The 12,428-nt window shown below is 67.8% G+C and carries 10 protein-coding genes; 8 read left to right on the plus strand and 2 right to left on the minus strand.

The window, feature by feature from the left end; all coding sequences use genetic code 11:
- The first annotated feature begins 79 nt into the window (after window positions 1–79).
- The 4 genes from mrcB to tsaB all read left to right on the plus strand — a co-directional run bounded on the left by mrcB (window position 80) and on the right by tsaB (window position 6,419).
- Window positions 80–2,521 carry a penicillin-binding protein 1B gene (gene mrcB, locus AC5P8J_RS15790; protein WP_021203724.1) on the plus strand — a complete coding sequence of 814 codons (2,442 nt, stop codon included), beginning with the start codon at window positions 80–82 and terminating at the stop codon, window positions 2,519–2,521.
- Entirely contained in the window at window positions 2,518–3,054 is a 537-nt protein-coding gene (locus AC5P8J_RS15795; protein ID WP_019660102.1) for a hypothetical protein, read from the plus strand. Before mrcB ends, AC5P8J_RS15795 begins: the two co-directional genes overlap by 4 nt.
- 593 nt (window positions 3,055–3,647) lie before the next feature.
- Window positions 3,648–5,696 (plus strand): DNA repair helicase YoaA, encoded by a 2,049-nt coding sequence (gene yoaA, locus AC5P8J_RS15800; protein ID WP_495216954.1) that lies wholly within the window; start codon window positions 3,648–3,650, stop codon window positions 5,694–5,696.
- 9 nt (window positions 5,697–5,705) lie between these two features.
- Window positions 5,706–6,419 carry a tRNA (adenosine(37)-N6)-threonylcarbamoyltransferase complex dimerization subunit type 1 TsaB gene (gene tsaB / locus AC5P8J_RS15805; RefSeq protein ID WP_478435953.1) on the plus strand — a complete coding sequence of 238 codons (714 nt, stop codon included), beginning with the start codon at window positions 5,706–5,708 and terminating at the stop codon, window positions 6,417–6,419.
- A 493-nt stretch (window positions 6,420–6,912) separates the two neighbouring features.
- Here the strand turns inward: tsaB and AC5P8J_RS15810 are convergent, their stop codons facing one another.
- Window positions 6,913–7,797 carry an energy transducer TonB family protein gene (locus AC5P8J_RS15810; RefSeq protein ID WP_478418831.1) on the minus strand — a complete coding sequence of 295 codons (885 nt, stop codon included), beginning with the start codon at window positions 7,795–7,797 and terminating at the stop codon, window positions 6,913–6,915.
- Entirely contained in the window at window positions 7,797–8,744 is a 948-nt protein-coding gene (gshB, locus tag AC5P8J_RS15815) for a glutathione synthase (protein ID WP_019660098.1), read from the minus strand. Before gshB ends, AC5P8J_RS15810 begins: the two co-directional genes overlap by 1 nt.
- 240 nt (window positions 8,745–8,984) lie before the next feature.
- On the opposite strand from gshB, the gene pilG reads away from it, so the two are divergent.
- The 4 genes from pilG to AC5P8J_RS15835 are packed head-to-tail and all read left to right on the plus strand — an operon-like array spanning window position 8,985 to window position 12,375.
- Window positions 8,985–9,386 carry a twitching motility response regulator PilG gene (gene pilG, locus AC5P8J_RS15820; RefSeq protein WP_005418455.1) on the plus strand — a complete coding sequence of 134 codons (402 nt, stop codon included), beginning with the start codon at window positions 8,985–8,987 and terminating at the stop codon, window positions 9,384–9,386.
- An 18-nt stretch (window positions 9,387–9,404) separates the two neighbouring features.
- On the plus strand, window positions 9,405–9,767 hold the full coding sequence (locus AC5P8J_RS15825; protein WP_005410717.1) for a response regulator: 363 nt from the start codon (window positions 9,405–9,407) through the stop codon (window positions 9,765–9,767).
- Complete coding sequence (locus AC5P8J_RS15830) at window positions 9,767–10,297, plus strand: chemotaxis protein CheW (RefSeq protein WP_111102087.1); 531 nt, start codon at window positions 9,767–9,769, stop codon at window positions 10,295–10,297. Before AC5P8J_RS15825 ends, AC5P8J_RS15830 begins: the two co-directional genes overlap by 1 nt.
- A 41-nt stretch (window positions 10,298–10,338) precedes the next feature.
- The gene (locus tag AC5P8J_RS15835; RefSeq protein ID WP_019660096.1) at window positions 10,339–12,375 is read left to right on the plus strand and encodes a methyl-accepting chemotaxis protein; all 2,037 of its coding nucleotides are present in this window, start codon (window positions 10,339–10,341) and stop codon (window positions 12,373–12,375) included.
- Window positions 12,376–12,428: the final 53 nt, after the last annotated feature.

Below are 12,428 nucleotides of genomic sequence, written 5' to 3' on the forward strand. Positions count from 1 at the left end.
TTAAGCAGGGGAACCCGGGAGAATTCGCCAGCCGCAGCGGCTGGGGTAGACTCGCCAGACTCTACATTCTCGCATTCCCGTGCCCCGACGCTACGATTCCGACGACATCGACGATTTCGACGACGACGACCAGCAGGACAACGGCCCGCTGTGGCGGCGCCGGCTGATCACCTGGAGCATGGCTGCGGTCGCGTTGGGATTGGGTTTCCTCATTCCCTATACGCTGTACCTGAACCAGCAGGTGACCCAACGTTTCGGCGAACTGCGCTGGCAGATCCCGACGCGGGTGTATGCGCGGCCGCTGGTGCTCACTCCCGGCAAGGCGATGGATGCGTCCACGCTGAAGACCGAGCTGGCCGCCTCCGCCTACCGCGATGATGGCCAGGGCAAGGAGCCGGCCACCTATGCGGTGAATGGCGGGCGCTTTGTCATCTCCAGCCGCGGCTACAACGACGTCGATGGCCGGGTTGCCCCGCGTCGGCTCGAGTTGTCGCTGGCCGATGGTGCGGTCGCCTCGCTGCGCGATGCCGACAGCCGCAAGGCCCTGAAGGCGGCGCGGCTGGATCCGGCGCGTATCGCCACCCTGTACGGCCAGAAGCAGGAAGAACGCCGCCTGATCCGCATGGACGAGGCGCCGGACCTGCTGGTGACCGGCCTGCAGGCAGTGGAGGACAAGGACTTCAACCGCCACCACGGCATCGACCTGTCCGGTATCGCGCGCGCGGTGTGGGTGACCATCCGCTCCGGTGGCCAGAGCCGTCAGGGCGCTTCCACGCTGACCCAGCAGCTGGCCCGCAGCGGCCTGCTCGGCATCGGCAAGGAACAGACGCTCACCCGCAAATTCAACGAAGTGCTCTACGCCCTGATCATGGAAGCGCGCTATGACAAGCGCACCATCTTCGAGGCCTATCTCAACCAGGTGTACCTGGGCCAGCGCGGCAGCCAGGCGATCCATGGCATGTCGTCCGGTGCCGAGTTCTGGTTCGGCCGTGACCTGCAGTCGCTGGAGACCGAGCAGATCGCGCTGCTGATCGGCCTGGTCAAGGGCCCGTCCTTCTACGACCCGCGGCGCAATCCGGAACGTGCGTTGGACCGTCGCAACTTCGTGCTGGGCAAACTGCACGAAGCCACGCTGATCGACGACGCCGAGTACCAGCGCGCACTGAAGGCCCCGCTGGGCGTGCCGAAGACGCCGGGACTGGTGGCGGCCAACCGCTTCCCCGCCTATGTTGACCTGGTCCGTCGCCAGCTCGGCCATGACTACCCGGAATCTGCCCTGCAGGGCGCTGGCCTGAGCGTCATGACCGGCATGTCGCCGTCCGCGCAGGCCTATGCCGAAGGCGCGGTGACCCGCACCATCAAGTCGCTGGAAAGCAAGCGCCGGCCCGAACTGCAGGCCGGCATGGTGCTGACCGACGTGCACAACGGTGACGTGCTGGCGGTGATCGGCAGCCGTGAAGTGTCCGAGGTCGGCTTCAACCGCGCGATCGAGGCGCAGCGTCCGGTCGGTTCGCTGCTCAAGCCATTCGTGTACCTGCTCGCGCTGGCGCAGCCGGACCGTTACTCGCTGGCCAGCTGGGTCGACGATTCACCGGTGACGGTGCAGCTCGGCCGCGGCCGCAACTGGAGCCCGGGCAATGCGGACAACCGCAGCCACGGCACGGTGCGCCTGATCGACGCGCTGGCACACTCCTACAACCAGGCCACGGTGCGCGTGGGCATGCAGGTCGGTCCCGAGCGCGTGACCCAGCTGATCCATGTGCTGGCGGGCATCAAGGCCGAGGCCAATCCGGCGGTGATCCTTGGCTCGACCGACCAGAGCCCGTACGCGATGGCACAGCTGTACCAGTTCCTCGCCTCGGGCGGTGAGATCCAGCCGCTGCACGCGGTGCGTGGCGTGCTCGATCCGCAGGGCAAGCTGCTCAAGCGCTACGACAAGACCCCGGCGCCGGCACAGGAAGGCGATTCAATTGCCGCCAACCTGATCAGCGTCGGCCTGCAGCAGGTGGTCTCCAGTGGTACCGCGCAGCGGCTCAATGCCGATGGCCTCGGCCGCCTGCAGCCGGCCGGCAAGACCGGCACCACCAACGATGGCCGTGACAGCTGGTATGCCGGCTACACCGGCGATCATCTGGCGGTGATCTGGATCGGCAACGACCAGAACCAGCAGGCCGGCCTGTATGGCGCTACCGGCGCGATGCGGGTCTGGTCGGGCATCTTCCAGCGCCTGCCGAGTGCGCCATTGCGGGTCAGCAACAAAGGCCTGGACTGGCAGTCGGTCGCGGCCACGGGTCTGAACACAACCGATGAAGGCTGCCCGGGCGCACGCCGCTTCCCGTTCGTGGTGGGCTATGCACCGGCGTATGCGCCGTGCGCGCCGGCAGTGCCGCCGGGCGAGCCGGGCGAAGCTGAAGGGGAGGGCGGTGGCTGGCGTAGCTGGTTCGGCCTGGACCGCAAGCCGGAAGCGCCCGCCGAACCTGCCGCAGCGCCCGCCGCCGCTACTCCTCCCCCGAGCCGATGAAGCCGATGAACATGCGATCCCTGCTGCAGCCCCTGGCCCTGACCGGCCTCAGCCTGGCCCTGGCCGCCTGTGTGACCAGCGCGCCGCCGGTGGTCAAGCCAGTCGATACCACTACGCCGGCACAGCGCCTGGCGGCAGTCGATGCGGCCGCAGGTCCTGACGACAAGGAGCTGTCGGTGCAGCCGCTGCGTGATTCGCAGGTGGAAGACCTGCGGGTGACCGCGCAGGCGCAGCGGCAGGCGAACGACCTGGCCGGTGCCGCCAGCAGCTTGGACCATGCGCTGGAAATCGTGGCCAGCGACCCGGCGGTGCTGCAGGAGCGTGCCGAACTGGCGCTGCTGCAGGGGCAGTGGGAACAGGCGGAGACGTTCGCGCGCAAGGCGGTGGATCTGGGCTCGAAGACGGGGCCGCTGTGCCGCCGGCACTGGGCGACGATCGAACAGTCACGCCTGGCGCGTGGCGAGAAGGAGAATGCGGTGTCGGCGCATGCGCAGATTGAAGGTTGCACGGTGCCGGGGATCAAGCGGTACTGAGTTTTCAGCCAACGGCACAGCCCCTCGTGGCTGTGGGTTGGTCGCTGAAGCCAGAAGCAAAAGCCGCGCTTGGCCGGGCGGGGTGGGTTCGCGGGGGACGCCGTGAACCCGTCCCTGGGGGCTTGGCCGCGGCATCCATGCCGCGGACACCCCCGCGAACCCACCCCGCCCGACCTCTGACAGTTTCCGTGTGCGTCCAGCCACGGAAAAGAAAAAGAAAATCAAAAGCGGGTCGCGCGCTGCGCGCACTCGTTGTGGGGTCGGATCCGTTTTCCGCAGGAAAACGGATCCGACCCCTTCTTGTTTCCGTTCCACCCACCGCTTCTGAAAGGGCAGTCGAGCAAGCTCGACGCGACGCCGCGCGTGCATCCGTCACTGGGAAACTGTCGAGGGTGGGGCGGGCGGGGCAGGCAGGACCGTTGGCGCCATGGATGGCGCCATCGAGCCCCCATGGATGGGTTTACGGCGTGTCCTGCCTGCCCCTCCCGGCCTGCCCAGCACGTAAAAACCCAGAGCCATGGACACCGCTGTTGCTGTTGCCCTGGCTTGAAACGGGTGCCGGGCAGCGCCCGGCCGGGTATCCTTTCCCTCTGATGTCCGACCTTGTCCATGCCAGCCGCGAAGCCCTCAGCGACGGCGGCGCGCTCGCCTCGCATCTGGACGCCTTCGTCCCGCGCCCGGCCCAGCTGCGCCTGACCGAAGCCATCGCCGATGCGCTGCAGCAGCGTGACCTGCTGCTGGCCGAGGCCGGTACCGGCACCGGCAAGACGTTCGCCTACCTGGTGCCGGTGCTGCTGTCCGGGTTGCGCACCATCATCTCCACCGGCACCCGCGCGCTGCAGGACCAGCTCTACCACCGCGACCTGCCGCGTGTGCGCCAGGCACTCGGTGTCGGCCTGCGCAGTGCGCTGCTGAAGGGACGTTCGAATTACCTGTGCCGCTACCGCCTGCAGCAGGCGCGGGGCGAGCCGCGCTTCTCAAGCCCAGAACAGGCGGCGCAGTTCCAGCGCATCCTGGCCTGGTCCGGACGCTCGGAGTTCGGCGACATCGCCGAACTGGACGGTTTGGCCGATGATTCGGCGCTGCTGCCGATGGTCACCTCCACCGTCGACAACTGTCTGGGCACCGACTGCCCGTTCTGGGAAGACTGCTTCGTGGTGCGTGCGCGGCAACGTGCGCAGGCGGCAGACGTAGTGGTGGTCAACCATCACCTGCTGCTGGCCGACCTAGCATTGAAGCAGGATGGCTTTGGTGAGCTGCTGCCGGGGGCGCAGGCCTTCGTCATCGACGAGGCGCATCAGTTGCCTGAACTGGCCGCGCAGTTCTTCGGCGAAGGCTTCGGCATGCGCCCGTGGCAGGAGCTGGGCCGCGACTGCCTGGCCGAAGCGCGCGGCGTCGGGGGGGCGCAATCGGCGCTGCAGGAACCGGTCGACCACTTGCAGCAGGCGCTGCTGGCGTTGCGTTCGGCGATGGAGGGGCTGCCGCCGCGCGGCACGCAGTGGCGTGCGCTGACGATGCCGCAGGTGCGCGATGGCTTCGACACGGTGATGGCAGGGCTGGTGACGCTGGAGCAGGCCTTGCAGCCGCTGCGCGAAGCCGCGGCGGGCCTAGATGCCTGCTATGCGCGGGCGCGTGAGGCGGTTTCGCGGCTCGGTCGCTGGCTGGGCGATGACGAACCCGCCCTCGACTTCGATACTGATCCTGCGGACACCGGCAATGCCACCGATGTGCTCTGGTATGAGCTCACCCCGCGTGGTTTCCGCTGCCAGCGCACGCCGATGGACGTGTCCGGTCCATTGCGCGAGCATCGCGAACGCAGCCGAGCCGCATGGATCTTCACCTCGGCGACGCTGACCGTGGGCGGTGGTTTCGATCACATCGCCACCCGCCTCGGGCTGGACGACCCGCAGACGCTGGTCCAGCCGAGTCCGTTCAATTGGCCCGAGCAGGCGCTGTGTTACCTGCCTGAAGGCCTGCCCGATCCGGCCGCACGGGGTTTCGGAACCGCGCTGATCCAGACCCTGCGGCCGGTGCTGCAGGCCTCGCAGGGCAGGGCGTTCCTGCTGTTCGCTTCGCATCGCGCCCTGCGTGAGGCCGCCGAGGCACTGCGCGATGGGCCATGGCCGTTGTTCGTGCAGGGTGAGGCGCCGCGTGCGACGCTGCTGCAGCGCTTCCGCGAATCGGGCAATGGGGTGCTGCTGGGCTCGGCCAGCTTCCGCGAGGGCGTGGACGTGGTCGGCGAAGCGCTGAGCGTGGTGATGATCGACAAGCTGCCGTTCGCGGCCCCGGACGACCCGGTCTACGAGGCACGCCTGGAGGCGATCCGCAGCCAGGGCGGCAATCCGTTCCGCGACGAACAGTTGCCGCAGGCGGTGATCGCCCTGAAGCAGGGCGTTGGCCGCCTGATCCGCAGCGAAAGCGACCGGGGCGTGCTGGTCCTGTGCGATCCGCGCCTGCTCAACCGTGGCTATGGCCGGGTCTTTCTTGAGTCGCTGCCGCCGTTCCGGCGCACCCGTAGCCTGGCCGATGTGCAGGCCTTCTTTACGCCACAATGGGCGCCCGTGGCCGATGATGCCGTTCCGACCGCCGCCGCCGCGGCGGGCCCGGAGCCGGCGCCCGGTGTCACGTTCCCCCTGTTCTGACCTGATCCGATGAAACTGCTCGCCTTTGAAACCGCCACCGAAGCCTGTTCCGTTGCCCTGCATGTCGATGGACAGGTACTGGAACGTTTCGAGATCGCCCCGCGCCGGCATGCCGAACTGAGCCTACCGTGGGCCGAGGCGCTGCTGGCCGAAGCCGGCATCAGCCGCCGCCAGCTGGACGGTATCGCGCTCAGCCGCGGTCCTGGTGCTTTCACCGGCGTGCGCCTGGCGATCGCCATCGCGCAGGGCATCGCACTGGCGCTGGATCGTCCGTTGCTGCCGGTCTCGACGCTGCAGGTGCTGGCGCTGCGGGCACCGGCGGAAGAAACGCAGATCCTGTCGGCGATCGATGCGCGGATGGGCGAACTCTACGCCGCCCGCTTCGAGCGCGTGGACGGCCTGCCGGTCGCGCGCGATGCCGAGCGCGTCTGCGCGCCGGCGGCGGTGGCGCTGCCGGAAGGGCTGTCGGCCTACGGTGTCGGTACCGGGTTCGCCGCAGCCGAGGGTGCGCTGGTCGCGCAGCTCGGTACAGGTTTGCGCGGATTCGACGCCACGGCATTGCCGCGTGCGTCGGACGTGCTCGCACTGGCGGTGCCGGCGTTCGCCCGCGGCGAAACCGTCGCACCGGAGAAGGTCGAACCAGCATACCTGCGTGACAACGTGGCACTGACCCTGGTCGAGCAGCAGGCCGCGCGCGAGGCGAAGGCGAAGGCCAACGGCTGAGCCCCTCGTGGCGGAGTTGGTCGCGTAGATCAAAAGCCGTGGTTTGGCCGGGCGGGTGGGCTGCGCAGGGGGCGCTGCAAGTACGTCCATGTAAGCTCGGTCGCCGCATCCATGCGGCTCACGCCCCTGCGCAGCCCACCCGCCCGGCCTCTGACAGTTTCCGTGCACGTCCGCCACGGAAGATCAAAAAAAGAAAAGTCAAAATCAAAAGCGGGTCGCTTCGCTTGCATCCACGCGTGGCGTGGATGTGTATCGACCAAGGTCGACACCTACCAAAGCAATGGTGCGCCGCGATCTGTCAGAGGCGGGGCGGTGTCGGGCGGCGGGGTATCCGCGGCATGGATGCCGCGGCTAAGCCTACACGGACGTACTTGCGGCGTCCCCGCCGCCCGACACCGCCTCGCCACGCTTCAGTACACCAACCGCCGCTGTTGCTGTTGCCGTTGCTCTAGCCTTTCAGCGGGTCCCGGGCCGCAGGCCCGGGCAACAAACCCTACCGGTCGTCGCGCAGTTCGCCACCCGGCAGGAATACCCACGTGCGGGTGACCTGCAGGATGTCGATCTCATCCTCGGTCTTCGGCAACGGCGGGAACGGCTGCGCCAGCTTCACCACCCGCAGTGCCGCCTCATCCAGCAGTGGCGTTCCGCTCGACCGCAGGATCCGGCTGCTCTCCACGCTGCCATCGCGGCGCACGCCCACGCTGATCACCACCTGGCCGCCCAGCCGGCGCTGCCGGGCCTCGTCCGGGTAATTCAGGTTGCCCACGCGCTCGGCGCGGTCAACCCAGGCCCGCAGGTAATTGGCATAGGCATACTCGCGCGTGCTGGCCGACACGAACTTGCGGTTCGGGCGCTTGGCGTACTGCGCCGAGCGCAGATGCACTTCTGCGGCCAGTCGGGCCATTTCCACATCGCGCTGTTCGCGCGCACTCAGCGGGGCGTCCGGTTCGGGCTGATCCGGCGTGGGGCGGGACTGGGCCTGCGCGACCGCCTCTTCGCCATTGCGGCTGCTGACCACCCGGGCCTGTGGCGGCGGGACTTGCGCGGCCGATTGCTGCTGCTGTGGGACCGGGCTCAAACCGGGCTGCGCCTGCGGCACGATGCCGGCCTGGTTGTCGCGCGGACGCTGTGCGCGGTCGTGTTCGCCACCGCCATCCTGGTTGGCTGCGGCAAGAAAATCGGCCTGCTTCGGCGTCAGCGCGGTGCGGGTCTGGCTGAAGATCACTTCCAGCGTGGGCACCAGCGGTGCATCGCCTTTGACGGCGAAGCCCACGCCCAGGATCAGCAGCGCGTGAACCAGCACCGACAGCGCGATGGTCGCCCCCAGCCGTTGCGCTTCGCGTGGTGGCGGGGGCAGGACGGCAGGTGCGGTTGCCATCAGCGCAGGCCGGCCTCAAGCGCGTCGAACAGGGTGCCGGCGATGTTCAGGCCGAACTGTGCGTCCAGTTCGCGTACACAGGTCGGGCTGGTCACGTTGACCTCGGTCAGGTAATCGCCGATCACGTCCAGGCCGACGAAGCGCATGCCGCGACGCTTCATCTCCGGGCCGACCTGGGCCGCGATCCAGCGGTCGCGCTCGCTCAGCGGACGGCCTTCGCCGCGGCCACCGGCAGCCAGGTTGCCCCGGAACTCGTCGCCCTGCGGGATGCGCGCCAGGCAGTAGTCGACCGGTTCGCCATCGACCAGCAGGATGCGCTTGTCGCCGGCAGTGATGTCGGGAATGAACTTCTGGGCCAGTGCCAGTTTGCGGCCGCCGTCGGTCAGGGTTTCCAGGATCACGTTCAGGTTCGGATCGCCCTGGCCGCTGCGGAAGATCGAGCGGCCGCCCATGCCGTCCAGCGGCTTCAGCACGGCCTGGCCATGCTCCAGCGCGAAGGCCTTCAAGGCCTTGGCGTCGCGGCTGACCAGGGTCGGCGGGCAGCACTGCGGGAACAGCAGCGCGGCCAGCTTCTCGTTGTAGTCGCGCAGCCCCTGCGGATTGTTGACCACGCAGGCACCGGCGGCCGCAGCCACGTCCAGCACCTGGGTGTCGTAGATGTACTCGGCGTCGACCGGCGGATCCTTGCGCATCAGCACGATCTGGCCGGGGCCGAATTCGGTACGGCTGAATGCGCCCAGCTCATACCAGCCAGCCGGGTCGTCGCGCACCTGCAGCGGCGCGGTCTGGGCCACTGCCACGCCACCCTCCAGGGCCAGGCCGCCCGGGCGCACATAGTGCAGGGCATGGCCGCGGCGCTGGGCTTCCAGCAGCATGGCGAAGGTGGTGTCCTTGGCGATCTTGATGTGGGCGATGGGGTCCATCACCACGATGACGTTCAACGGCATGGGCGCACCTGTCAGGCAAGGCGTTGATGGTAGCGGCAACGCCGGTCGCGCGCCTCCCTGCCATACTGCAACGCAGCGTCCGCCCGGCGCTCGCGCACTCATTGCGAAACCCGTCACGTTCAGGAGGCTGCCATGCCCCGCGCCATGGGGCGGCCTTGAAGCGGGCGCGGAAAGTGCGATATAGATACGCTTTCGTAGCGGCCCCCGCCAGAGATCGGGCCGTGCGCTTGGGGATAGGCAATGACTGAAAACACGACTGCGGGCGGGGAACTCGCAGGACTCCGGGTGATGGTCATCGATGATTCGAAGACCATCCGCAGGACTGCGGAAACACTGCTCAAGCGGGAAGGCTGCGAGGTGGTCACCGCCACCGACGGCTTTGAAGCGCTTGCGAAGATCGCAGACCAGCAACCGCAGATCATCTTCGTCGACATCATGATGCCGCGCCTGGACGGGTACCAGACCTGTGCGCTGATCAAGGGCAACCAGCTGTTCAAGGCGACCCCGGTCATCATGCTCTCGTCCAAGGATGGCCTGTTCGACAAGGCGCGGGGACGCATCGTCGGCTCGGAGCAATACCTGACCAAGCCATTCACGCGTGAAGAACTGCTGGGTGCCATCCGCACATACGTCAACGCCTGACCAGGGGGGAAAGGCACAATGGCTCGTATCGTTCTGATCGAGGATTCACCGACCGACCGCGCGGTGTTCACCCAGTGGCTGCGCCGTGCCGGCCACGAGGTGCTGGAAGCGGACAACGCCGAGGATGGACTGCAGCTGGTCCGCGACCAGGTGCCGCAGCTGGTGCTGATGGACGTGGTCCTGCCCGGCATGAGCGGCTTCCAGGCCACCCGCGCGATGGCCCGTGACGCGGCGATCAAGCACATCCCGGTGATCATCGTCAGCACCAAGGCGATGGAAACCGACAAGGCCTGGGGCCTGCGCCAGGGCGCGGCCGATTACATCGTCAAGCCGCCGCGCGAGGATGAACTGATCGCGCGGATCAACGAACTGGTGGCCTGATGCGCTCGCCTTTCGACATCCTCGAAGCCTATGAACGCCGCAGCCTGGCCCACGCGGTGCAGCTGCCCGAACGGCAGTTCGCCCAGGACCTCTGGCGTGGCGTGGGCTACCGCGTCGGCCAGCGCCGGCTGGTGTCCGATTTCCGCGAAGTGGTGGAGATCGTGCCGATGCCGCCGGTGACCCCGGTGCCATGCGCGCAGCCCTGGCTGCTCGGCGTGGGCAATCTGCGCGGCAACCTGTTCCCGGTGGTCGACCTGAAGTACTTCCTGGAAGGCGTGCGTACCGTGCAGCAGGAAGGCCAGCGCGTGCTGATCATGCGCCAGGCCGGTGGCGACGTCGCACTGACCATCGATGAACTGTTCGGCCAGCGCAGCTTCGAACTGGACCAGCAGATCGAGGCCGGCACGCTGGCCGAAGGGCGCTACGGCCATTTCGTCGATCGCGCCTTCCATGCCGACGGCCACGACTGGGGCGTATTCTCGCTTTCGCTGCTGTCGCGCACCCCTGAATTCCGGCAAGCCGCGGCCTGAGGCCGGGCATCGCCCCCTGCATTGAAGATCGAGGTTGAACGATGAGTACTGCTTCGGACGCCACCAAGACCGGCAAGCTGCGGCTGGGCGGCAGCAACCTCTGGCTGTTCCTGCTGCTGGCATCGATGATCCTGTTCGGCGTCAACACCGGCGTCGCTACCTGGCAGGGCAGTCGCCTGGCCGATGCCGGTTCCAAGGCGGCCGACCTGCAGGTGCTGTCGCAGCAGCTGGCCAACCAGGGCCGTGACGCGGTGGGCGGCAACGCGCAGGCGTTCACTGCCTTCAAGGCCACCCGCAACGCGATCGAACAGAATGTGTCGACCCTGCAGGGCCGCTATGGCAAGGAGCCGGGCGTGTCCGGTGCGATCGCCACGCTGGGCGAGACCTGGGCGCCGCTGGGCAAGCAGGCCGGGCAGCTGGTGGCCAGTGAACCGGCGGTGCTGGCCCTGGCCGGCAACGCCAACAACTTCACCGGCGCCGTGCCGGGGCTGCAGGCCCAGCTGAACGAGCTGGTGCGTGCGATGTCCGCTGCCGGCGCGCCCTCGTCGCAGGTGTACAGCGCACTGCAGCAGGTCGTGGTGGCCGGCTCCATGGCCCGCCGCGTAACCGAAATGCGCGCCGGTGGCAGCGGCGCTGCTACGGCCGGCGATGCGCTGGCGCGTGACATCACCGTGTTCTCGCAAGTGCTCGACGGCCTGCGCAATGGCAACGAGGAACTGGGCATCACCGCCGTGCGCGGTGCCGCTGCCGTGGCCGCGCTGGAACAGTCGCAGCAGAAGTGGGAAGCGATGAAGCAGGACGCTGACGCGATCCTGGCCAGCTCGCGCCAGCTGTTCGCGGCGCAGTCCGCCGCCACCGCGCTGGGCCAGGGTTCGGCCCACATGCTGGATGACAGCCGCAAGCTGTTCGACGCGTTCTCCTCGTTCGGCTCGGTGTCTGACACCCGCCTGTTCCCGAACTTCTGGATCGGTGTGGTCTCCGGTGCGCTGTCGCTGATCGCGATCATCGGCTTCGTTTCCACCAACGTGCGCAGCCGCTCGCGCGAGCAGGAACTGCGCTACCAGACCCAGGTGGAATTCAACAGCCGCAACCAGCAGGCGATCATGCGGCTGCTGGACGAAATCTCCTCGCTGGGTGAGGGCGACCTGACGGTGAAGGCCTCGGTGACCGAGGACATGACCGGTGCCATCGCCGACGCGATCAACTACGCCGTCGACGAGCTGCGCCACCTGGTGACCACCATCAATGACACCTCGGCCAAGGTCGCGCTGTCCACCCAGGAGACCCAGGCCACCGCCATGCAGCTGGCAGAGGCGGCCGGCCACCAGGCCAACCAGATCACCTCGGCGTCGGACCGCATCGGCGAAATCGCGGCAAGCATCGAACAGGTGTCGCGCAACTCGGCCGAGTCGGCCGACGTGGCACAGCGCTCGGTGGTGATTGCCGCCGAAGGTGCCGGCGTGGTGCGCGAGACCATCCAGGGCATGGACCAGATCCGTGACCAGATCCAGGAAACCTCCAAGCGCATCAAGCGCCTGGGTGAGTCGTCGCAGGAAATCGGCTCGATCGTGGAACTGATCAACGACATTTCCGAACAGACCAACATCCTGGCGTTGAACGCAGCGGTCCAGGCGGCCTCGGCCGGTGAAGCGGGTCGCGGTTTCGCGGTCGTGGCCGACGAAGTGCAGCGCCTGGCAGAACGTACCTCCGGCGCGACCCGACGCATCGAGAACCTGGTGCAGGCCATTCAGGCCGACACCAACGAAGCGGTCACCTCGATGGAACAGACCACCGCCGAAGTGGTGTCCGGTGCACGCCTGGCCGAGGATGCCGGCACCGCGCTGACCGAGATCGAGCGCGTGTCCAATGCACTGAACACCCTCATCAAGAACATCTCCATCGCCGCCCAGCAGCAGTCGGCCGCGGCCTCGGACATCACCCGCACCATGGGCGTGATCCGGCAGATCACCGGCCAGACCTCGCAGGGTGCGGGGCAGACCGCCGAATCGATCGGCCATCTCGCGCAGCTGGCGGCGGACCTGCGCCGTTCGGTCGCCGACTTCAAGCTGCCGGCGTGACGCGGGCAGGGCGGCGAGCAAGGAACCAGTCGATGAAGCATTTCCATTTCCCA

The organism is Stenotrophomonas sp. YJH_SMC_37 (genome assembly GCF_059370035.1).

Excerpts from the sequence above, each read along its gene's own strand:
- AC5P8J_RS15795 (WP_019660102.1), top strand. The coding sequence starts at position 2,518 with ATGAAGCCGATGAACATGCGATCCCTGCTGCAGCCCCTGGCCCTGACC.
- yoaA (WP_495216954.1), top strand. The coding sequence starts at position 3,648 with ATGTCCGACCTTGTCCATGCCAGCCGCGAAGCCCTCAGCGACGGCGGC.
- tsaB (WP_478435953.1), top strand. The coding sequence starts at position 5,706 with ATGAAACTGCTCGCCTTTGAAACCGCCACCGAAGCCTGTTCCGTTGCC.
- AC5P8J_RS15810 (WP_478418831.1), bottom strand. The coding sequence starts at position 7,797 with ATGGCAACCGCACCTGCCGTCCTGCCCCCGCCACCACGCGAAGCGCAA.
- gshB (WP_019660098.1), bottom strand. The coding sequence starts at position 8,744 with ATGCCGTTGAACGTCATCGTGGTGATGGACCCCATCGCCCACATCAAG.
- pilG (WP_005418455.1), top strand. The coding sequence starts at position 8,985 with ATGACTGAAAACACGACTGCGGGCGGGGAACTCGCAGGACTCCGGGTG.
- AC5P8J_RS15825 (WP_005410717.1), top strand. The coding sequence starts at position 9,405 with ATGGCTCGTATCGTTCTGATCGAGGATTCACCGACCGACCGCGCGGTG.
- AC5P8J_RS15830 (WP_111102087.1), top strand. The coding sequence starts at position 9,767 with ATGCGCTCGCCTTTCGACATCCTCGAAGCCTATGAACGCCGCAGCCTG.
- AC5P8J_RS15835 (WP_019660096.1), top strand. The coding sequence starts at position 10,339 with ATGAGTACTGCTTCGGACGCCACCAAGACCGGCAAGCTGCGGCTGGGC.